At 69.1% G+C, this 20,113-nt stretch carries 18 protein-coding genes; 9 read left to right on the forward strand and 9 right to left on the reverse strand.

Annotation, left to right across the window (positions count from 1 at the left end):
- Positions 1-20: 20 nt before the first annotated feature.
- Positions 21-494: a GNAT family N-acetyltransferase gene (locus tag AC1RL8_RS05060; RefSeq protein WP_492684076.1), complete on the reverse strand. Its 474-nt coding sequence runs from the start codon at positions 492-494 to the stop codon at positions 21-23.
- Positions 495-505: 11 nt separating this feature from the next.
- On the reverse strand, positions 506-2,671 hold the full coding sequence (gene scpA, locus AC1RL8_RS05065) for a methylmalonyl-CoA mutase (protein WP_307693159.1): 2,166 nt from the start codon (positions 2,669-2,671) through the stop codon (positions 506-508).
- Between the two features lie 130 nt (positions 2,672-2,801).
- Between scpA and AC1RL8_RS05070 the strand changes: the two genes are divergently transcribed.
- Entirely contained in the window at positions 2,802-3,449 is a 648-nt protein-coding gene (locus AC1RL8_RS05070; RefSeq protein WP_062473203.1) for a GntR family transcriptional regulator, read from the forward strand.
- Between the two features lie 139 nt (positions 3,450-3,588).
- Here AC1RL8_RS05070 and AC1RL8_RS05075 read toward each other — a convergent pair whose 3' ends face one another.
- From AC1RL8_RS05075 to AC1RL8_RS05090, 4 genes are all read right to left on the reverse strand, one after another.
- Positions 3,589-4,374 (reverse strand): IclR family transcriptional regulator, encoded by a 786-nt coding sequence (locus AC1RL8_RS05075; RefSeq protein WP_062473201.1) that lies wholly within the window; start codon positions 4,372-4,374, stop codon positions 3,589-3,591.
- Positions 4,375-4,538: 164 nt separating this feature from the next.
- Positions 4,539-5,534, reverse strand: a complete 996-nt coding sequence (dusA, locus tag AC1RL8_RS05080; protein WP_070061066.1) for a tRNA dihydrouridine(20/20a) synthase DusA — start codon at positions 5,532-5,534, stop codon at positions 4,539-4,541.
- 31 nt (positions 5,535-5,565) lie between these two features.
- A complete protein-coding gene (locus AC1RL8_RS05085) occupies positions 5,566-6,381 on the reverse strand; it encodes a helix-turn-helix transcriptional regulator (protein ID WP_492684077.1) in 816 nt (271 codons plus the stop codon).
- A gap of 46 nt (positions 6,382-6,427) precedes the next feature.
- Positions 6,428-7,225 (reverse strand): acetoacetate decarboxylase family protein, encoded by a 798-nt coding sequence (locus AC1RL8_RS05090; RefSeq protein WP_492684078.1) that lies wholly within the window; start codon positions 7,223-7,225, stop codon positions 6,428-6,430.
- Positions 7,226-7,461: 236 nt separating this feature from the next.
- On the opposite strand from AC1RL8_RS05090, the gene AC1RL8_RS05095 reads away from it, so the two are divergent.
- Positions 7,462-7,845, forward strand: coding sequence for a response regulator (locus tag AC1RL8_RS05095; RefSeq protein ID WP_062473196.1), 384 nt, complete (start codon positions 7,462-7,464; stop codon positions 7,843-7,845).
- A gap of 4 nt (positions 7,846-7,849) precedes the next feature.
- Here AC1RL8_RS05095 and gabT read toward each other — a convergent pair whose 3' ends face one another.
- The 3 genes from gabT to AC1RL8_RS05110 are packed head-to-tail and all read right to left on the reverse strand — an operon-like array spanning position 7,850 to position 11,375.
- The gene (gabT, locus tag AC1RL8_RS05100) at positions 7,850-9,139 is read right to left on the reverse strand and encodes a 4-aminobutyrate--2-oxoglutarate transaminase (RefSeq protein WP_062473195.1); all 1,290 of its coding nucleotides are present in this window, start codon (positions 9,137-9,139) and stop codon (positions 7,850-7,852) included.
- 35 nt (positions 9,140-9,174) lie between these two features.
- A complete protein-coding gene (locus AC1RL8_RS05105) occupies positions 9,175-10,413 on the reverse strand; it encodes a serine hydrolase domain-containing protein (RefSeq protein WP_492684079.1) in 1,239 nt (412 codons plus the stop codon).
- A 14-nt stretch (positions 10,414-10,427) separates the two neighbouring features.
- Positions 10,428-11,375 (reverse strand): GntR family transcriptional regulator, encoded by a 948-nt coding sequence (locus tag AC1RL8_RS05110; RefSeq protein WP_083259157.1) that lies wholly within the window; start codon positions 11,373-11,375, stop codon positions 10,428-10,430.
- A 164-nt stretch (positions 11,376-11,539) separates the two neighbouring features.
- Here AC1RL8_RS05110 and aptA point away from each other — a divergent pair, with 164 nt between their 5' ends.
- Genes aptA through AC1RL8_RS05145 form a run of 7 tightly spaced genes read left to right on the forward strand, consistent with a single transcriptional unit; the run spans position 11,540 to position 20,108 of the window.
- A complete protein-coding gene (gene aptA, locus AC1RL8_RS05115; RefSeq protein ID WP_492684080.1) occupies positions 11,540-12,898 on the forward strand; it encodes an omega-aminotransferase AptA in 1,359 nt (452 codons plus the stop codon).
- 53 nt (positions 12,899-12,951) lie between these two features.
- The gene (locus AC1RL8_RS05120; protein ID WP_492684081.1) at positions 12,952-14,049 is read left to right on the forward strand and encodes a C45 family autoproteolytic acyltransferase/hydrolase; all 1,098 of its coding nucleotides are present in this window, start codon (positions 12,952-12,954) and stop codon (positions 14,047-14,049) included.
- 38 nt (positions 14,050-14,087) lie between these two features.
- Complete coding sequence (locus AC1RL8_RS05125) at positions 14,088-15,692, forward strand: ABC transporter substrate-binding protein (protein ID WP_492684082.1); 1,605 nt, start codon at positions 14,088-14,090, stop codon at positions 15,690-15,692.
- A gap of 15 nt (positions 15,693-15,707) precedes the next feature.
- Entirely contained in the window at positions 15,708-16,652 is a 945-nt protein-coding gene (locus tag AC1RL8_RS05130) for an ABC transporter permease (RefSeq protein ID WP_139706261.1), read from the forward strand.
- Positions 16,649-17,464, forward strand: a complete 816-nt coding sequence (locus AC1RL8_RS05135) for an ABC transporter permease (protein ID WP_062473185.1) — start codon at positions 16,649-16,651, stop codon at positions 17,462-17,464. The genes AC1RL8_RS05130 and AC1RL8_RS05135 overlap by 4 nt, the downstream gene beginning before the upstream one ends.
- Positions 17,461-19,122 carry an ABC transporter ATP-binding protein gene (locus AC1RL8_RS05140; RefSeq protein ID WP_492684083.1) on the forward strand — a complete coding sequence of 554 codons (1,662 nt, stop codon included), beginning with the start codon at positions 17,461-17,463 and terminating at the stop codon, positions 19,120-19,122. The genes AC1RL8_RS05135 and AC1RL8_RS05140 overlap by 4 nt, the downstream gene beginning before the upstream one ends.
- Positions 19,119-20,108: an alpha/beta hydrolase fold domain-containing protein gene (locus AC1RL8_RS05145; RefSeq protein WP_492684084.1), complete on the forward strand. Its 990-nt coding sequence runs from the start codon at positions 19,119-19,121 to the stop codon at positions 20,106-20,108. Before AC1RL8_RS05140 ends, AC1RL8_RS05145 begins: the two co-directional genes overlap by 4 nt.
- Positions 20,109-20,113: the final 5 nt, after the last annotated feature.

Here is a 20,113-nt window from a genome sequence, read left to right on the forward strand (position 1 = left end):
TTCGAGCGCGCCGACGGTGTTCAGCACACGGCCTCCGACGCCACGCGCCAGCGGTAGTGCAGGTCGACGCCCTCCTCGCCTTCCAGCACGAAGCCGTGCCGCTGGTAGAAGCGGTTGGCGTCGCTCTGCACGAGCGCGGTGAGCTTGATGTCCAGCTTCTGTTCGCGCGCCTGCGCCTTGGCCCAGCGCAGCGCCCATTCGCCGATGCCGCGCCCCTGGAAGCCGGTGCGCAGGTACAGGTGATCGAGGCGCAGCGCATCCGCGTCCTCGGGCTTGAGCGTGATGAAGCCCAGGCGCTGCTCACCGTCGAGCACGATGTGGTGCATGTACGGCACCACGAAACCGGCCGACAGGCGCTCGCGCGAGCGCGTGAGGTCGAAACGGCCGACGCGCTCCAGGCTCGGGCGCATCGCATCGATGCGCACGGCCAGCATGTCTTCGAAATCGCTGGAATCCACGGGCTGCAGCGACAGCCGCGACAAGAGATCGCCCACGTCGCTTCGTCTCAGACTGCGACGGCCGCGCGGATCTGCTCCAGCACGTCCTTGGCGCTGGCCGGGATGGGCGTGCCCGGGCCGTAGATGCCCTTGACGCCGGCTTCGTACAGGAAGTCGTAGTCCTGGCGCGGAATCACGCCGCCGACGAAGACGATGATGTCGTCCGCGCCCTGCTTGCGCAGCTCTTCGATGATGGCCGGCACCAGCGTCTTGTGGCCGGCGGCGAGCGTGCTCACGCCCACGGCATGCACGTCGTTCTCGATGGCCTGGCGCGCGCACTCTTCGGGCGTCTGGAACAGCGGGCCCATGTCGACGTCGAAGCCCAGGTCGGCGAACGCGGTGGCGACGACCTTCGCGCCACGGTCATGCCCGTCCTGGCCCAGCTTGGAAATCATCACGCGCGGGCGGCGGCCTTGCGCTTCGGCGAACGCGTTGATCTCGGTCTTGAGGTTTTCCCAGCCTTCGGCCGAGTCGTAGGCGGCAGCGTACACACCGGTCACCTTCTGCGTGTCGGCGCGATGGCGGCCGAATGATTTTTCGAGGGCGTCGGAAATCTCGCCGACGGTGGCGCGGGCGCGCACCGCGTCGATGCTCAGCGCCAACAGGTTGCCGGTGTTGTTCTCGGCGGCATCGGTGAGCGCGTCCAGCGCGGCCTGCACCTTGGCGTTGTCGCGCGAGGCGCGGATGCTCTGCAGGCGCGCCACCTGCTGCTCGCGCACCTTCACGTTGTCGATCGACAGGCTGTCGATCGCGTCTTCGTTCTTGAGCTTGTACTTGTTGACGCCGACGATCACGTCCTTGCCCGAGTCGATGCGCGCCTGCTTCTCGGCGGCGGCGGCCTCGATCTTGAGCTTGGCCCAGCCGCTGTCGACGGCCTTGGTCATGCCGCCCATCGCCTCGACCTCTTCGATGATGGTCCAGGCGGCGTCGGCCATGTCCTGCGTGAGCTTCTCCATCATGTAGCTGCCGGCCCAGGGGTCGATCACGTTCGTGATGTGCGTCTCTTCCTGGATGATGAGCTGCGTGTTGCGCGCGATGCGGGCGCTGAACTCGGTGGGCAGCGCAATGGCTTCGTCGAGCGCGTTGGTGTGCAGCGACTGCGTGCCGCCGAACACCGCAGCCATCGCCTCGATGGTGGTGCGCACCACGTTGTTGTACGGGTCCTGCTCGGTGAGCGACCAGCCCGAGGTCTGGCAGTGCGTGCGCAGCATCAGGCTCTTGGGGTTCTTGGGGTTGAACTCCTTCATGATGCGGCACCACAAGAGGCGCGCCGCGCGCATCTTGGCCACCTCGAGGTAGAAGTTCATGCCGATGGCCCAGAAGAAGCTCAGGCGCCCGGCAAAGCCGTCGACGTCCAGGCCCTTGGCCAGCGCGGTCTTCACGTACTCCTTGCCGTCGGCCAGCGTGAACGCGAGCTCCAGCGCCTGGTTGGCGCCGGCTTCCTGCATGTGATAGCCGCTGATCGAGATCGAGTTGAACTTCGGCATCTTCTGCGCCGTGTACTCGATGATGTCGCCAATGATCCGCATGCTCGGCGCCGGCGGAAAGATGTACGTGTTGCGGACCATGAACTCCTTGAGGATGTCGTTCTGGATGGTTCCGCTCAGCTGGTCTTGCGCCACGCCCTGCTCTTCGGCCGCGACCACGTAGCCCGCCAGCACCGGCAGCACGGCGCCGTTCATCGTCATCGAGACACTCACCTTGTCCAGCGGGATCTGGTCGAACAGGATCTTCATGTCCTCGACCGAGTCGATCGCCACGCCGGCCTTGCCGACGTCGCCGGTCACGCGCGGATGGTCGCTGTCGTAGCCGCGGTGGGTGGCCAGGTCGAAGGCCACGCTCACGCCCTGGCCGCCGGCGGCCAGCGCCTTGCGGTAGAACGCGTTCGATTCTTCGGCGGTGGAGAAGCCGGCGTACTGGCGGATGGTCCAGGGGCGCACCGCATACATGGTGGCCTGCGGGCCGCGCAGGTAGGGCTCGAAGCCCGGCAGCGTGTCGGTGTACTTCAGGCCTTGCAGGTCGGCCGCGGTGTACAGCGGCTTCACGCTGATGCCGTCGGGCGTGATCCAGTTCAGCGCATTCACGTCGCCGCCGGGCGCCGACTTGGCGGCGGACTTGGCCCAGGCGTCGAGATCGGCCGGCTTGTAGGTGGGTTCGGGTGTGCTGCTGCTCATGGAAGGCGCCGCTCCGGGCGGTGGTCTGACGGGATTCGCAAGGTCGCTTGCACGGATTTGCAAGCCGTTCACAAGTCTAACCCATCTGTAATTATTAATTCAAACGCGATTTTGAAGTACAGTTCAGCCCATGTCCGCCGTCACCCTGACCCCCCGCGCCCTCTATGAAGAGGTGGCCGAGCTCCTGCGCCAGCGGATCTTCCGCCGCGAGCTGGAGCCGGGCAGCTGGATCGACGAGCTCAAGCTGGCCGAGGAATACGGCATCAGCCGCACGCCCCTGCGCGAGGCGCTGAAAGTGCTGGCCGCCGAAGGGCTGGTGACGATGAAGGTACGGCGCGGGGCCTACGTCACCGAGGTGTCGGAGCAGGACCTGGCCGACGTGTACCACCTGCTCTCGCTGCTGGAAAGCGACGCCGCCGGCGTGGTGGCCGAGCGCGCCACCGATGCCCAGCGCGCCGAGCTGAAGGCGCTGCACGCCGAGCTGGAAGCGGCCGCCGCCCCCGGCAAGGAAGACCGCGAGCACTTCTTTGCGGTGAACGAGCGCTTCCACATGAGCCTGCTGGCCATTGCCAACAACAAGTGGCGCGACCAGATGGTGGCCGACCTGCGCAAGGTGATGAAGCTCAATCGCCACAACTCGCTGCTGAAGGCGGGGCGCATTGGCGAGTCGCTCGCGGAGCACCGCGCGGTGATGGCGGCCATCGAGGCGCGCGACGCGGCCACGGCCATGGCGCGCATGCGCGAGCACTTCCTCAACGGCCTGGAAGCCGCTGTATAGGGCTCTCCCCCAGGCTGCGCGCACTTCGTGTCGCTTCGCCAACCCCCTTCCGGGGGCGACGCCTGCGGCCCGGCAGAGCCGGTTCCGCGGCGTCTCACGAAGGTGACCGGCGCCCTTCGGGCGCGGTCTATTCGCTTTTTCAGCCTAGCGTGAGGGTGCCGGCCTCTGTCGCGATGCGCTGGGCGATTTCCAGCATGCGCGGGGCGACACGGCTCAGCATGGCCTCCCTCGGCAGCAGGTAAGCAGGACCGCCGCAGCTCACGCCGTAGCGTTCGCCGCGCGGGCCTTCGAGCGCGAAGCCCAGGGCGTGGATCTGGGGGTTCCATTCGCCGAAGGAGGTGCAGTAGCCCAGGCGAGCGTGCTCTTCGAGGCTGGCGATGAGGCGCGGCTCGATGGCGTGCCAGTTCTCGCCGGTTTCGAGGCGGATCTGCTCCAGCAATGCCGACTGCTCGGGCCCGGGCAAGGCGCCGATGTAGGCGCGGCCGGAGGCGGAGGTGGCGATGGACATGCGCGAGCCGACATCGATGCGGGAGCTGATGAGTGCCGAGCGCGGGCGCAGCGAATCGATGACCAGCATGTCCAGGTCGTCGCGCACCGCCATGTGGATGCTGGCGCCCGACAGTTCGGCCAGGTTGCTCAGATGGGGACGCGCCAGCGCCCTCAGATCGAAATTGCGCAGGTAGCGGCTGCTCATGTCGAGCAACACCGGCCCCAGGCTGAAACGCTCGCTGTCTTGCGACTGCCGCAGATACCCCGCCCCCACCAACGTCGCCGTGAGGCGCGACACCGTGGCCTTCGGAATGCCGGTGGTGTCGGCCAGCTCCCGGTTTCCGACGGGCGCTGCCGCCATCCCGATGACCTTCAGCAGCGACAACCCCCTGGCAAGCGCACTGACTTCTTCCTTGCTGCCTGCAGCTTCACTCATAAGACAGAACCTTTTTCTTGTTTCCCTGACCGCCTTATTCTTGAGCAAAAACAGGTGCTTCGCTCACACTTGTTGTTGCATTGTCATGAAACTGTGTTCCATCGAGCGTCAACTTCGCTCAATTGTGTTGACTGTCTACAAAGTCGGGGCGGCGAGGCCGGAATTCAGGCGGCCTGGGCGGCAGGTTCGTGCGCCAGCGCCATCACTTCGTGCGGCGGGCGGGTCTTCAGGCGGTGGTCGCTCCAGACCTGGCGCCAGCGGCGTGCGCCGGGCAGGCCGTTGCGCAGGCCCAGCATGTGGCGCGCGATCGACCACCAATTGGTGCCGTGTTCGGCCGCCTCGCGGACCATGTAGTCGCACATCCGCGCCTCGATGTCCTCGCGCGTGAGCGTCTGCGGGGCGTCGCCGTAGAACTCGGCGTCCCATTCGGCCAGCCACCAGGGGTTGTGATACGCCTCGCGGCCGATCATGGCGCCGTCGAGCAGCCGCAGGTGCTCGTGCACCTGCGCGTTGGTGGCGATGCCGCCGTTGATCGAAAACTGCAGCGCCGGAAAGTCGTGCTTCAGGCGGTGCACCAGCGCATAGCGCAGCGGCGGAATCTCGCGGTTCTGCTTCGGGCTCAGGCCCTGCAGCCAGGCGTTGCGCGCATGCACGATGAACGTGCCGCAACCGGCCTCACTCACCGCGCCGACGAAGTCGCGCACGAACTCGTAGCTCTCGATCTTGTCGATGCCGATGCGGTGCTTCACCGTGACCGGCACATCGACCACGTCGACCATCGCCTTCACACAATCGGCCACCAGCTGCGGCTCGTTCATGAGGCAGGCCCCGAACGCGCCGCGCTGCACGCGCTCGCTCGGGCAGCCGCAGTTCAGGTTGATCTCGTCGTAGCCCCACTCTTCGCCGAGCTTCGCGCAATGGGCGAGGTCGTGCGGCTCACTGCCGCCGAGCTGCAACGCGACGGGGTGTTCTTCTTCGTGAAAGCGCAGGTGGCGCGGCACGTCGCCGTGGATCAGCGCGCCGGTGGTCACCATCTCCGTGTAGAGCAGCGCGTGGCGCGTCATGAGGCGGTGGAAGACGCGGCAGTGCCTGTCGGTCCAGTCCATCATGGGCGCGACGGAGATGATTTTTTCTTTCAGATTCAAGGACTTGTCGTTCATACGCGGGACGCTCGCTCGGGGGCGTAGTTTCTCACGCGACGGTTTTTGGCGAGCCGCCTGCCCGGTAGTTCCCCGGCGTCACGCCGAAGCAGCGGCGGAACCAGCGCGAGAAATGCGCCTGGTCGGCAAAGCCGCATTGCGCGGCCACCTCGGCCGGCGCATGGCCTTCGCGCAGCAGCACCTTGGCGCGGGCGATGCGCGCCAGCCGCGCGTACTGCGCCGGCGCCATGCCGACCGCCGCGCGGAACAGGCGATGGAAGTGCTCGCGCGACACGCCGAGCCGTTCGGCGAGCGACGTGGGTTCGATGCGGCAGGCGTCCTCGGTCGCGAGCAGGTCGCACACCGCCTCGACGCGCGCATCCCCCGTCGCCCGCGCGACTGCCACGAGCGGGTCGGTCGTCTGCGTGCGGAAGATGCCGTCGAGCAGCGCGCCGATGCGCGCACCGTCCTTCGCCGATGCCGCCTGCGCGAGCGCGTCGACGCTCGCCTCGTCGCGCCAGACCTCCTGCCGCAGCGACCCGCGCCGACCAATTGGCCACCCCATTCGCGCCGCCACCCAGGCGTGCGGCACGTACAGCATCACCATGCGAAAACCCTGCGCACTCACGCCGGCCGTGTGCAGCGCGAACGGCGGCATCAGCACCAGCTCGCCGGCCTGTGCGGTGCGAGGCGCGCCGGCGCAGACGAACTCGCAGCGGCCTTCGACGATCGCGCCCACGCTCCACTCCGCATGCCAGTGCAGCGAGAAGTGCGCCTTAGGATCGCCCGCGAACATCACCTCGACCGGCGTACCGTCGGCCAGCGGCAGGCCGATCACGTGCGAGGTCGTCGGGGCGGGAAGCGTCATGGCCCGCCGAGGGTAGCGCAGCCACCCGCAGGAGGCAGCGCCCTCCTCACACCGCGATCGCGCCGCGCACCGTGAGGCCCATCCAGCCCGCGCTGGCCTGCGTCGCCTGCACGGGGCCGAGCAGCGCGAGTTCCTCCACGGGATGCTCGTGAAAGCGCAGCGTGGCTTCGCCCCGCACCCAGCCCGTTTCGACACGGTCGATGATGTCGGCACGCAGGTAGCGCGGCACCGCCACGCCGCCGGCTTGCGTCAGGTCGGGCCAGCCGATGGCGCCGATAGTGGGTGCAGCGAGAAAGCCGAGCGGCCCGCTCGCCTCGCCCGACAGTGTGACCGTGGCATCCACCAGCCGCCGCTCCTTCACGCTGAGGCTCGCGCCGAGCCGGCTGCCGGCCGCCATCGGCGCGGCGGCCGGATGGATCAGCGGCAGGCTGCGCGTCAGCCAGGTCTGGCCGATCTTCTTGGGCCAGCCTTGCAGCCAGCCGCGCAGCATCGAGATGTCCTGGTCGACGTAGATGAGCGGGCAGTAGAAGCAGCGGCGCGACGTGTCGCCGCGCACCGGTTCGATCTCGAGCACCACGATGGTCTCGCGGTACTGCGCGTACACCGGGTCGAGCATTTCGCGCCCGTCGTCGCCGCACGATTGCCAGTCGGCGAAATGCACGCAGCCATTACCCGTGGCCACGCCGACCTCCGGCGGCACCAGCGCCGCGCCGCGTGCGGCATCGAACGAGAAGCCCACGTTGACCAGCCAGCCGGCGTAGTGCCACGGCGGCGCCTGCACGAGCGCGCTGCGGCCCGAGGCGGTGAAAGGTGGCGCGAAGGAAGACGAAGAAGAAGGCGACATCAAACAACCTGTCGTGACGGAGTCAAAGAAGCCCCGCAAGATAGGCACGCCCCGCGCCTGCGTCTTGTACGCCAGTGATGCAATGCACAAACAGCGCTTTCGCGTGCGCGGGGGACGCCATGTGGCGGCGTTGTCCGACTCCGCCCCGCCCTCGCCTCGTGACAATGGACCGGCCCGGCAGACCCGCGCCACAAGCGCAGACGAGCCGACGCATTTCATTTCCAGGCTACGCACCGATGACCCGCATCTACCTCATAGAAGACAACCCCCTGATCGCCACCACCCTGACCGATGGACTGAGGGAATTCTCCGGATGCGAAGTCGTCGCCACCGCCAGCAGCAGCGACGAAGCCATCGACTGGCTCGACGCCAACCCCGACGCCTGGGACGCCGCCGTGATCGACGTGTTCCTCGCGCAAGGCAACGGCCTGACCGTGGCCAACCACCTGAGGGAACGCAAGTCGCCCGCGCAGCGCACCGTGGTGTTCATGAACCACGCGACCTCCGAGGTGCGTGAAGGCGCGCTGTCGGCGGGCGTCGATGCGGTGTTCGACAAGTCGCTGCAGCTCGAAGACTTCTACGACTTCTGCCGCACGCTCGGCATTGCGCCGCGCCGCTGAGCGTTCAGACGTTGGCCGCCCGAATCGACTCGGCCAGCAGCCCCAGCCCTTCTTCAAACACCGCCTCAGGAATGGTGAGCGGGAACAGGAAGCGCACCACGTTGCCATGCACGCCGCAGGTCAGCAGCAGCAGGCCGCGTTCGAGCCCCGCCGCATGCACACGCTTCGTGAACTCGGCATCGGGCTCGCCGCTGTGCGGATCGCGAAACTCCACCGCCACCATCGCGCCGAGGCCGCGCACGTCGCAGATGCGCGGCACCTCGGTGCGCAACGCCGCGAGGCACGCCGTCAATCGCTCGCCGAGCATGCGGGCGCGTGCGACCAGCCCTTCGTCCTCGATCACGCGCATCGTCTCCAGCGCCGCCGCCACCGCCAGTGGATTGCCCGCGTAGGTGCCGCCCAGGCTGCCGACGCGCGTGGCGTCCATGAGTTCGGCACGCCCGGTGAGCGCCGACAGCGGAAAGCCGCCGGCCAGACTCTTGGCGGTCGTCACCAGGTCGGCCTCGATGCCGTAGTGCTCCAGCGCGAACAGCTTACCGGTGCGCCCGAAGCCGGTCTGGATTTCGTCGACGACCAGCAGGATGCCGTGACGGTCACATTCCGCGCGCAGGTGTTCCATGAGTGCGGGCGGCGCCACGTAGAAGCCGCCCTCGCCCTGCACCAGCTCGATGACGATCGCCGCCACGCGCTGCGGATCGACGTCGGTCTTGAACAGCCGGTCGAGTGCCGCGATGCTGTCGTCCACCGTCACGCCCAGCGGCGCGGCCGGAAACGGCACATGCCACACGTCGCCCGGCATCGGGCCGAAGCCCGCCTTGTACGGCGCGACCTTGCCGGTGAGCGCCATGCCCATGAAGGTGCGGCCGTGAAACGCACCCGAGAACGCCACCACGCCGCTGCGGCCCGTGGCGGCGCGCGCCACCTTCATCGCGTTCTCGATGGCCTCGGCACCGGTCGTGAAGAGCGCGCTCTTCTTGGCGCTGGGGCCGGGCACGAGGCGGTTCAGCTGCTCGCACAGCGCCACGTATTCCTCGTAGGGCGTGACGTGGAAGCAGGTGTGGTGAAAGTCGTCGAGCTGCGCGCGCACGGCGGCCACGATGCGCGGGTGGCGATGACCGGTGGCGAGCGTGGCGATGCCGCTGGCAAAGTCGACAAAGCGCCGGCCTTCCACGTCCCACAGCTCGGCGTTGTCGGCGCGAGCGGTGAAGTGCGGCGTGAGCGTGCCGATGCCCTGCGCGCAGGCGGCGTTCTTGCGGGCCTGCAGGCTCGCGTTGGTCGTGACTTGGGTGAGCATGAAGAAAGAGAAATGAAGAAGGGGAGGAGAGGAAATCAGCCGCGCATCAGGTGCTCGGCCAGCGCGCGAAGGGCGGGCATCGAGGTCGGCAGGTGCGCGTTGGCGGCCAGCGGGTGCGAGGCGAAGCGCGCCACCACCATCTCGGCCTCGGGGTCGATGTGCAGCGCCTGGCCGTGGATGCCTTGCGCGGTGAAGGTGCGGCGCGCGTCGTGCGCCACCCACCACATGTTTCTGTAGCTCCAGCCAGCCAGCCGCGTGTAGCCCGCGAGCGCGAAGCGCGCCGGATCGGCGCCGCGGCGGATGTCGGCCACCACGGCCTCGGGCACGATCTGCGCGCCGTTGAAGGCGCCGCCCAGCCGCATCATCTCGCCCAGCCGCGCGAGGTCGCGCAGGCCGGTGCACAGGCCGCCGCCTGCGAACTCGGCGCCCTGGCCGTCCACGGCAAAGGCCGCGTCCTGCTCGGCGCCCAGGCGCGACCAGATGCGCTCACCCAGCACCCGCGCCAGCGGCTGGCCCGCCACGCGGCTGATGAGCCAGCCCAGCACGTCGGTGTTGACGGTGCGATAGGCAAAGGCCTCGCCGTGCGTGCCCTGCCCCTGCACGGTCTGCAGGAACTGGCGGTAGCCCTCGGCGCCCGCGTAGCCCGCGGGGCGCGGCAGCAGCTGGCCCGCGCGCGCGTGCTTCCACACGCCGGCGTCGGGGTCGGTGTAGTCCTCCGAGTAGTCGATGCCCGTCGTCATGTCCATCACCTGGCGCACGGTGGCGTGGCCGAAGGCGCTCGTCGCCAGCTCGGGGATGTAGTGCCGCACCTGCGCGTGTTCGTCGAGCGAACCCTCGGCCGCGAGCATCGCGCCGACCGTGCCGACGACCGACTTGGTGACCGACATCGCCATGTGCTGCCCGTGTTCGTCGAGCGCGCCGAAGTAGCGCTCGTACACGATGCGCCCGCGGTGCAGCACGACCGCGCCGTCGGCGCAGATCGCCGCGAGCGCGCTGCGCCAGTCGGTGCGCGAGCCGTCGGCGGGCAAGGTGAAGGCCAGCGTGTCGAGCTCCGGCCGCTCGGCGCGCGGCAGCACCGACACCGGGCCGGTGCCGCGCGACACGTTGCGCGTCGGTTGCAGCTCGCGCAGGTGCGAGAAGGCCCACCGGTTCTCTGGGGCCTGGAAGATCGGGCGTTCGCGCGGGCGCTGCACCGCGATGCCGGCCGTGGGAAAACCATCGCGCCAGCCGTCGGCCAGCGCGGCATCGGGAGCCGTCGTTTCTTGGGTGGTCATAAGGGTGCGGTGGCTCATTCGCCGAGCGCATCCAGGTCGCCCATCACACGGCGCTCCAGGATGTCGCTGGCACGGCTCAGGTGGGCGTGCATGTGCTTCGCGGCGACTTCGAGCTTGTTCTCCTCGACCGCATCGAGGATCTGCAGGTGCTCGCGGCACGACTTGCGCAGCAGGTCGATGTTCACGAGCGGGTAGTCCGACAAGTCGGAGATGCGGCGCAGCCGGTTCTGCTGCTTCACCGCATCGAGGATGAAGCGGTTGCCCGAGGCGCTGGCCAGCAGCTCGTGGAACTGTGCGTTGGCCTCGAAGAACTCCATCCACGAATGGCGCGAGGCGTGCGTCAGCAGGGTCTGCTGCTGTTCGCGGCAAGCCAGCAGCCGCTCATGCTCGATGCGAAAGCCCGGCTCGCGCAGCGCCGCGCATTCCACCACCAGCCGGAAGCGGTAGCTCTCGCGCTCGCTCTCGACCGAGTCGAGGGTTTCGGTGAACTCCCAGCGCTGGTAGTGGCGCCCGCGCAGCACGCCGTCCTGCAGCAGCGTGGTCATCACATTGCGCAGCAGCGGGCGCGGCACGCCGTAGGTCTGGGCCAGCTCGAGTTCGTTGACGCGCGTCGGCAGCTTGCCCGCGAGGCGGTCGCGCAGCACGCGGTAATAAAGCGTCTTCTCCTCGTCTTCCGGCATCTCGCGGCGTGCGCGGTCGAGCGCCTCGCGGTCGGCCACCAGCGTGTAGCCGCGGTTGGGCACATGCGCCAGCAACTCACGCTCGTGCAAGAGGCGCAGCGCGGCGCGCACCGGCGTGCGCGAAATGCCGAGCCGGCCGGCCAGGTCGGTCTCGGTCATGTGGCGGCCGTTTTCGTAGCCGCCGGCCAGGGCCTGGTCGAGGATGTAGCGGCTCACGCGCTGGGTGAGCGGCGGGACCGACTTGTTGTCCATCTGCGTCTGCATCTGCTGCTGCGGGGCCATCCATGGGTCTCCGGAAACACGGGCTGGGTGCCGATCATCGCGGGTCTTTTGTATTTTTGGCCCCAAAAAACCATGTACATCTCGCGCCAAAAATACAATTTGGATTTCAAGATCGGCCCCACGCCGACCCGGACGACGGGTCGTTTCCCAAGGAGAAAAACACCGTGGCTTCCGCCGATACCCTGACAACGCCACCCGGTTCGCTCGACGCGTTCTGGATGCCCTTCACGCCCAACCGCAAGTTCAAGCAGGCGCCGCGCCTCATCGTCGGCAGCGAGGGCCTGTACTACGACCTGGCCGACGGCCGCCGCGTGCTCGACGCCATCGCCGGCCTGTGGTGCGTGAACGCCGGGCACCGCAATCCGCGGGTCAGCGCGGCGATGAAGGCGCAGATCGACGTGCTCGACTACGCCTCCAACTTCCAGATCGGCCACCCCGCCGCCTTCATGCTGGCGCAGCGCCTCACGCAGATGGCGCCGGCCGGCATGGACCACGTGTTCTTCACCAACTCGGGCTCGGAGTCGGTCGACACCGCGCTGAAGATCGCGGTGGCCTACCACCGGGCGCGCGGCGACGCGGGCCGCTACCGGCTCATCGGGCGCGAGCGCTCGTACCACGGCGTGGGCTTCGGCGGCATCTCGGTGGGCGGCATCGGGCGCCAGCGCAGCACCTTCGGGCCGCTGCTCAACGGCGTGGACCACCTGCCGCACACACTCGACCTGGCGCGCAACGCCTTCTCGCGCGGCGAGCCGCCGCACGGCATCGACAAGGCCGACGCGCTCGAAGCACTGGTTTCGCTGCACGACGCCTCGACCATCGCCGCCGTGATCGTCGAGCCCGTGGCCGGCTCCACCGGCGTGCTGCCGCCGCCGCGCGGCTACCTGAAGCGCCTGCGCGAGATCTGCGACAGGCACGGCATCCTGCTGATCTTCGACGAGGTCATCACCGGCTTCGGGCGCGTGGGCAGCAACTTCGCGTCCGACCTGTTCGGCGTGACGCCCGACCTGATCACCACCGCCAAGGGCCTGACCAACGGCGCGGTGCCGATGGGCGCGGTGCTCATGCGCGGCGCGGTGCACGACGCCTTCATGCACGGCAGCGTGAGCGCGGTCGAGCTCTCGCACGGCTACACCTACTCGGGCCATCCGCTGGCCTGCGCCGCCGCCATGGCCACGCTCGACGCCTACACCGAAGACGGCCTCATAGCCCGCGCCGCCGAGCTGTCGCCCTATTTCGAAGACGGCCTGCACAGCCTGCGCGGCCTGCCGGGCGTGATCGACGTGCGCAATGTCGGCCTGCTGGCCGGCATCGAGCTGCAGGGCTGGGCCTCGGGCCCCGGCACGCATGCGCAGGCGGTGGCGCAACATTGCCTGGACGAAAGCGGCGTGCTGGTGCGCTCGGTGGGCGACACCATTGCGCTGTCGCCGCCGTTCACGCTGGAGCGCCGGCACATCGACCAGATCGTCGACAGCCTGCGCGCCGCCATCGCGCAGACCGCACAAGCCACCGACACCGCAGCCTGAGCACCTCAGGCCGCACCGCACAGACAAGACAAGCCCCGGAGACAAGACACACCATGGACATCGAATCGTTCCCCCTGTACGACATCGAAGGCGACGCGCAGCAGCGCGGGCGCCAGTACGGCCGCGCCGCCGGCGACCGCATCGACCTGAGCCTGCGCACCTACCGCGCCGCCTTCGAGCGCGTGGGCCTGAGCTGGGAGCGCACGCGCGCGCTGGCACGCCGCTTCATGCCGATGGTCGAGGCCTTCGACGCCGGCATGCTGCGCGAGATCGAGGGCGTGGCCGAAGGCGCGGGCGTGCCGGCCGAGGACATCGTGGCGCTCAACGCGCGCAGCGAAATGCTCTACGCCTTCCAGCAGCTCGAAGCCACCGAGCCGCCCGACGGCTGCACCGGCGTGGTCGTCATGCCCTCGGCCGCGCGCGACGGCAAGCTCATCCACGCGCAGAACTGGGACTGGCGCGTCGAGAGCCTCGAACTCGGCGTGGTGCTGCGCATCCAGCCGGACGAAGGCCCGGCCATGCTCACCTTCGCCGAGGCCGGCACGCTGGCGCGCGCGGGGCTCAATAGCGCGGGCATCGCCGTCACCGGCAACTTCATCAAGGCCGACAACGACGGCAAGCAGCAGGGCGTGCCGCTGGCGCTGATCCGCCGCGGCATCCTGCAGTCGACGCTGTACGCCAACGCGCTGGGCGTGGTGTGCCGCAGCGCGCGCTCGATCTCCAACAACATGATCATCACGCACGCCGAGGGCGAGGCCGTGAGCCTGGAGACCTGCCCCGAGCAGGTGTTCTGGCAGCAGCCCGAAGGCGGCATCCTGGTGCACGCCAACCACTTCAAGACCCCGGCGGCACTGGCGCGCGTGGTCGACCGCAGCCTGGAGACCACGCCCGATTCGCTCTACCGCGACCGCCGCGTGACCGAGGCGCTGCACAACAAGCGCGCGGCAGGTTTGCTCACCGAGCAGGACGTTCTCGATGCGCTGCAAGACCGCTTCGGCGCGCCGCGCGCCGTGTGCCGCAGCCCGAGCGCGGGCCCCGGCGGAGCCTCGTCGGCCACCGTGGCGACCATCGTCATAGACCCGGCGGCACGAAAGATGCGCATCGCGCCGGCGCCCTTCAAGGCGCACCGCTTCACCGAGTATTCCCTCTGATCCGCCCGCCCCGCCCAGCTTTCGCCAGGAGTGTTGCCATGAACCTGCCCACGCCCCCGTCCCTCCCTCCCGCTGCGCGCACCGCCGCCGCACTGGCCCTCGGCCTCGGCCTCGCCGCCAGCGCGGCCTTCGCCCAGGCCCCGGCCCCGGCCGGCCAGACGATGCGGATCCAGATCAACTCCGACATCCGCTCCACCGACCCCGGCGGCAACCGCGACGACAACACCGACAACGTGCTCATCCATGTCGTCGAAGGCCTGGTCGCGCTGCGCGAAGACACCTCGGTCGGCCCGATGCTCGCGAGCAAGGTCGACACCTCGGCCGACGGCCTGACCTACACCTTCACCCTGCGCGACGGCGTGAAGTTCCAGAACGGCGCGGTGCTCACCGCCGACGACGTGGTGTGGAGCTGGCAGCGCTACCTCAAGCCCACCAGCGGCTGGCGCTGCCTGCCCGAGTTCGACGGCAAGGGCATGACCAAGGTGCTCGCGGTGGAAGCGCCCACGCCGAAGACCGTGGTGTTCAAGATCGAGCGCCCGAGCGCGCTGTTTCTCACGATGATGGCGCGCCCCGACTGCGGCGGCGCCGCCATCCTGCACCGCAGCTCGCTCGGCGCCGACGGCCAGTGGAAGGAGCCCGTGGGCACCGGCCCCTACAAGATCAAGGAGTGGAAGCGCGGCCAGTACATCGAGCTCACGCGCTTCGACGGCTACACCTCGCGCACCGAGGCGCGCGACGGCCTCACGGGCGGCAAGAAGGCCGAGATCGAGAACCTGCGCTTCGTCGTCATTCCCGACTCGGCCGCGGCCAAGGCGGCGCTGTACAGCGGCGGCATCGACGCCTTCATCAGCCCCAGCCCGGCCGACGTGGTCGAGATGCGCGGACGCAGCGACGTGCGCGTCGACACCACGCCGGTGATGACCATGGTGGCGCTGCTGCTGCAGACCACCGACCCGCTGCTGAAGGACGTGCGCATCCGCCGCGCCCTGGCACTGGCGCTGGACACGCCCGAGATCGCCAAGTCGGTCACCGAGGGCCTGTCGGCCGTCAACAACTCGGTCGTTCCTTCGTCCAGCCCGTTCTACAGCGCCGTGCAGGCCGGCGGCTACAAGCGCGACATCGCCGGTGCGAAGAAGCTGCTGGCCGAGGCCGGCTACCGCGGCCAGCCGATCAAGCTCGTCGCCAACAAGCGCTACGAGGCGCTGTACTCGGCCGCCGTGCTGGTGCAGGCCATGGCCTCCGAGGCCGGCATCAACATCGAACTCGAAGTGCTCGACTGGGCCACGCAGCTCGACCGTTACACCAAGGGCCAGTACCAGAGCATGGCCTTCATCTACTCGGCGCGCATCGACCCCTCGCTCAACTACGAGATGGTGTCGGGCGACAAGGCCACGCAGCCGCGCAAGGTGTGGGACAGCGCCGCCGCGCAGACCCGGCTCACCGAAAGCATGGTCTCGCGCGACAAGGCGCGCCGCCAGGTGCTGTTCGACGAGCTGCACAAGCAGATGCTGCAGGACGTGCCGATGGTCGTGCTCTTCAACGCCAGCGACGCCACCGCCATGCGCAAGAGCGTGACCGGCTTCAAGGGCTGGGCGCCGGCCAAGCCCCGGTTCTGGAACGTCCGGCTCGACGCGCGCGGCTGACGGGGCGCCGCCGCCATGCTTGCCTACCTCTTGCGCCGGATCGCCATGACGATCCCGACGCTGCTGCTGGTGTCGATTGCCGTCTTCACGCTCATGCGGCTGATTCCGGGCGACCCGGTGCAGCTCATGCTCGGCGAAGGCGCCGACCCCGCGCAGCTCGAACTCGCCCGCCAGCAGATGGGGCTGGACCAGCCCCTGGTCACCCAGTACGTCGTGTGGCTGCGCCACGCGCTCACCGGCGACCTGGGCGTGTCGACCACCAACGGCCTGGCCGTGCTGCCGCTGATCTGGGAGCGCTTTCACGTGAGCGCCGTCATCGTGCTCACCGCCGTGGCGCTGGCCTCGCTGATCGCCGTGCCCGCCGGCCTCGTCGCCGCCTGGCGCAAGGACCGGCCGACCGACCTCGCCATCATCGGCGCGGCCACGCTGATGCTGTCGGTGCCGAGCTTCTGGCTCGGCCTGCTGCTGTTGATGTTCTTCGGCCAGTACCTGCACTGGCTGCCGGTGGTGGGCTACGTGCCCATGTCGGAAGACTTCTCGCAGGGCCTGCTGTACGTCATCTTGCCGATCGTCACGCTGGTGCTGGTCGAGACCGGCGTGCTCACGCGCATGTCGCGCGCCAGCACCATCGAGGTGCTGCGGCTCGAGTACGTGACGCACGCGCGCGCCAAGGGCGTGCCCGAGTCGCAGGTGCTGCGCCGCCACGTGCTGCCCAACGCCTTCAACCCCACGCTCACCATGATCGGCCTCATCCTGGGCCATCTGCTGAGCGGCATCGCGGTGCTCGAAACGGTGTTCACCCTGCCCGGCCTGGGCCGCCTGATGATCGATTCAATCTTCGCGCGCGACTACCCGGTGCTGCAGGGCTGCCTGCTGTTCACGGCCTGCATCTACGTGGTCATCAACCTGATCGTGGACATGTGCTATCCCCTCTTCGATCCCCGGGTGTCGGTGCAGTGAAAAAGATCAAGACCCATACCCTCGTGGGCGGCGTGCTCATCGGCGTGCTGCTGGTCCTGGCACTGGTGGCCGCGCTGTGGACGCCCTACAACCCGCTGGGCATCGACCTGCGCGGCAAGCTGCAGCCGCCCTCGGCCGCGCACTGGCTGGGCACCGACGAGTTCGGGCGCGACGTGGCCAGCCGCGCCATGCGCGCGGCCTCCACCAGCTGCCTCATCGCGCTGCTCACGGTGGCACTGGCCACCGCCGTCGGCCTCGTGGTGGGCGTGCTTGCCGGCTTCGTGCGCGGCTGGACCGACCGCGTGCTCATGGCCTTCAACGACACGCTGCTGGCCTTTCCGGGCCTGCTGCTGGCGCTGGGCGTGATGGTGATCGTGGGCGCCAACCAGTGGGGCATCGTGCTCGCGCTGAGCATGGCCTACGCGCCCTCGGTGGTGCGCGTGGTGCGCGGCACCGTGCTGTCGCTGCGCGAGCGCGAGTACGTCGAGGCCTCGCGCATGATCGGCAACGGCGAGATCTACACCATGTGGCGCCACATCCTGCCCAACTGCGTGGCGCCCGTCGCCGTGCTGGCCACCAGCATGTTCGGCTGGGTGCTGCTGTCGGAAAGCGCCCTGAGCTTCCTCGGCCTGGGCGTGCCGCCGCCCGCGCCCACCTGGGGCAACATGCTCTCCAGCGCACGCCCCTACATGGCCTCGGCCGTGTGGCTGTGCCTGGTGCCGGGCCTGTGCATCGCGCTCACGCTGCTGGGCATCAACCTCCTGGGCGAATCGCTGCGCGACCGGCTCGACCCGCGCACGGAGAAGTCATGACCCGTCCCTCTACTTCCGCAGCGCCCGTGCTCTCGGTGCGGCACCTGAAGATCGACCTGCACGGCGGCGCCCAGACGCTGGTGCACGACCTCTCGTTCGACGTGCGCCCCGGCGAGTTCCTTGCCGTGGTGGGCGAATCGGGCAGCGGCAAGACCATGGCCGCGCGCGCCATCCTGCAGCTGCTGCCGCCCGGCATCGCGCAAAGCGGCGGACAGATCGTGTTCGACGGCGAAGACCTGAGCACGCGCGACGTGAAGGCCATGCGCCCCATCCGCGGGCCCGGCATCGGCATGGTGTTCCAGGAGCCGATGGTCTCGCTCAACCCGGTGCACCGCATCGGCGAGCAGATGGCCGAAGGCCTGCGCATGCACACGAAGCTGTCAGCCACCGAGATTCGCGCACGCTGCCTCGACATGCTGCGCCGCGTGCAGATCGCCGACCCCGAGCGTTGCCTGCACGCCTACCCGCACGAGTTCTCTGGCGGCATGCGCCAGCGCATCATGCTGGCCAGCGTGATGCTGCTCCAGCCCCGCCTGCTGATCGCCGACGAGCCGACCACCGCGCTCGACACGCTGAGCCAGCGCGAAGTGCTCGACCTCATGGTCGGCCTCGCGAAGGACCAGGGCACGGCCGTGCTGCTCATCACGCACAACCTCGGGCTCGTCGGGCGCTATGCGCAGCGCGCCATCGTGCTCGAGAAAGGCAAGCTGGTGGAGACGGGCAACGTGCCCGCCATCCTCGTCGACCCGAAGCAGCCCTACACGCGCAAGCTGGTCGACGCCCTGCCGCGCCGCCAGGCCGCGAAGCCGGTGCCTTCTGCCCCACAGCAACCGCTGGTGCAGGTGCGCGGCCTGTGCGTGAGCTACCCCGGCCCACGCGCCGGCTTCTTCAAGCGCCATGCGCCGGTGCAGATCATCGACCAGCTCGACCTGGACATCCACCCCGGCGAGATGGTCGCGCTGGTGGGCGGCAGCGGCTCGGGCAAGACCACGTTGGGCCGCGCCATCCTGCGGCTCGCGCCGTCGCACGCGGGGCAGATCCTGTTTCGCGGCGACGACGTGCGCAGCGCCGACCGCGCCGCGCTGCACCGCTTCCGGCTCGCCTGCCAGCTGGTGTTCCAGGACCCATTCTCGTCGCTCGACCCGCGCATGCGCGTGCAGGAGATCGTGGCCGAGCCGCTGCGCCACCTGCCCGCGCTCGATGCCGCCGCGCGCGTGAAGCGCGTGCACGAAACGCTCGACGAAGTCGGCCTGGACGGCCTGGGCGCGCGCTACCCGCACGAGCTCTCGGGCGGCCAGCGCCAGCGCGTGGCGATTGCGCGCGCGCTGGTGCGCCGGCCCGCCTTCGTGGTGGCCGACGAGCCCGTGTCCGCGCTCGACATGACCATCCAGGCGCAGGTGCTGCGGCTCTTTCAGAGCCTGCAGGCGCACCACGGCTTTGCGTGCCTGTTCATCAGCCACGACCTCGCGGCCGTCGAGCAGATCGCCGACCGCGTCGTTGTGATGGAGCGCGGCCGCATCGTCGAGCAAGGCCCGCGCGACGCCGTGTTCGACCGGCCGAGCCATGCGTACACGCAGGCGCTGCTGGCGGCCACGCCCCGGCCGCTCGCGTCGCTGGCCGAATCTGTCTCCCGCCCTCCCGAGAAAGTGTTTGCGTGACTGCCGCTCCTTTGCCCGCCACCTGGTTGAACCCCACCGCCCCGCCCCCGCTCGATCCGCAGATCGTCGAGTTCATGCGCCTCATGGCGGCCGAGGGCGGCCGCTACCCGAAGCGCCACACCATCCCGATCGCCGAAGGCCGCGCCAATGCCGAGAAGGTGCGCGCACCGTGGACCGAAGGCGGCCCCGCGATGGCACGCACGGTCGAACAGCAGGTGCCCACGCGCCACAGCAACGTGCGCATCCGCGTGCACTACCCGCAGCACCGCAGGCTGCAGGGCGCGCTGGTCTACATCCACGGCGGCGGCTTCGTGCTGTTCAGCCTCGACACCCACGACCGCGTGATGCGCGAGTACGCGGGCCGCGCGGGCATCGCCGTCATCGGCATCGACTACACGCGAGCGCCCGAGGCGCAGTTTCCGCAGCCGCACGACGAATGCGTCGACGTGATGCGCTGGCTCGCGGCGAACGCGGGCGCGCTCGACATCGACCCCGCGCAGCTCTTCATCGGCGGCGACTCGGCAGGCGCGAACCTGTCGGTGGGTGCCTGCCTCGTGCTGCGCGACGCGGGCGAAGCGCTGCCGCTGGGCATGCTGCTGAACTACGGCGCCTACAGCACCGAGCTGTACCGCGAATCGGTGGTGCGCTATGGCGCGGGCGAGTACGGCCTGTCGCTGCACATGATGGTGTGGTTCTACGGCCTGTACCTGCGCCGGCCCGAAGACTTTCGCGACCCGCGCCTGGCCAGCCTCACGGCGCGGCTCGAGGGCCTGCCGCCCGCGTGCCTGGCGATCACCGAGTGCGACCCGCTGCACGACGACAGCGTGCTCATGGCCGCGCGCCTGCGCGAGGCCGGCGTGGCCGTGACCGACGTGCTCTACCCCGGCACCATCCACGGCTTTCTCGAAGCCGTGTCCATCGCCGACGTGGCGGGCCGCGCCTTCGACGACGCCGCGCGCTGGATGCACGCGCTGGCCGCGCGCTGAAGCCC

Source organism: Variovorax sp. GW822-FHT04E09, from assembly GCF_058800845.1.

Excerpts from the sequence above, each read along its gene's own strand:
- scpA (WP_307693159.1), bottom strand. The coding sequence starts at position 2,671 with ATGAGCAGCAGCACACCCGAACCCACCTACAAGCCGGCCGATCTCGAC.
- AC1RL8_RS05130 (WP_139706261.1), top strand. The coding sequence starts at position 15,708 with ATGCTTGCCTACCTCTTGCGCCGGATCGCCATGACGATCCCGACGCTG.
- AC1RL8_RS05090 (WP_492684078.1), bottom strand. The coding sequence starts at position 7,225 with ATGTCGCCTTCTTCTTCGTCTTCCTTCGCGCCACCTTTCACCGCCTCG.
- AC1RL8_RS05120 (WP_492684081.1), top strand. The coding sequence starts at position 12,952 with ATGGACATCGAATCGTTCCCCCTGTACGACATCGAAGGCGACGCGCAG.
- AC1RL8_RS05105 (WP_492684079.1), bottom strand. The coding sequence starts at position 10,413 with ATGACCACCCAAGAAACGACGGCTCCCGATGCCGCGCTGGCCGACGGC.
- AC1RL8_RS05140 (WP_492684083.1), top strand. The coding sequence starts at position 17,461 with ATGACCCGTCCCTCTACTTCCGCAGCGCCCGTGCTCTCGGTGCGGCAC.
- dusA (WP_070061066.1), bottom strand. The coding sequence starts at position 5,534 with ATGAACGACAAGTCCTTGAATCTGAAAGAAAAAATCATCTCCGTCGCG.
- AC1RL8_RS05125 (WP_492684082.1), top strand. The coding sequence starts at position 14,088 with ATGAACCTGCCCACGCCCCCGTCCCTCCCTCCCGCTGCGCGCACCGCC.
- AC1RL8_RS05095 (WP_062473196.1), top strand. The coding sequence starts at position 7,462 with ATGACCCGCATCTACCTCATAGAAGACAACCCCCTGATCGCCACCACC.
- gabT (WP_062473195.1), bottom strand. The coding sequence starts at position 9,139 with ATGCTCACCCAAGTCACGACCAACGCGAGCCTGCAGGCCCGCAAGAAC.
- AC1RL8_RS05110 (WP_083259157.1), bottom strand. The coding sequence starts at position 11,375 with ATGGCCCCGCAGCAGCAGATGCAGACGCAGATGGACAACAAGTCGGTC.
- AC1RL8_RS05085 (WP_492684077.1), bottom strand. The coding sequence starts at position 6,381 with ATGACGCTTCCCGCCCCGACGACCTCGCACGTGATCGGCCTGCCGCTG.
- AC1RL8_RS05075 (WP_062473201.1), bottom strand. The coding sequence starts at position 4,374 with ATGAGTGAAGCTGCAGGCAGCAAGGAAGAAGTCAGTGCGCTTGCCAGG.
- AC1RL8_RS05070 (WP_062473203.1), top strand. The coding sequence starts at position 2,802 with ATGTCCGCCGTCACCCTGACCCCCCGCGCCCTCTATGAAGAGGTGGCC.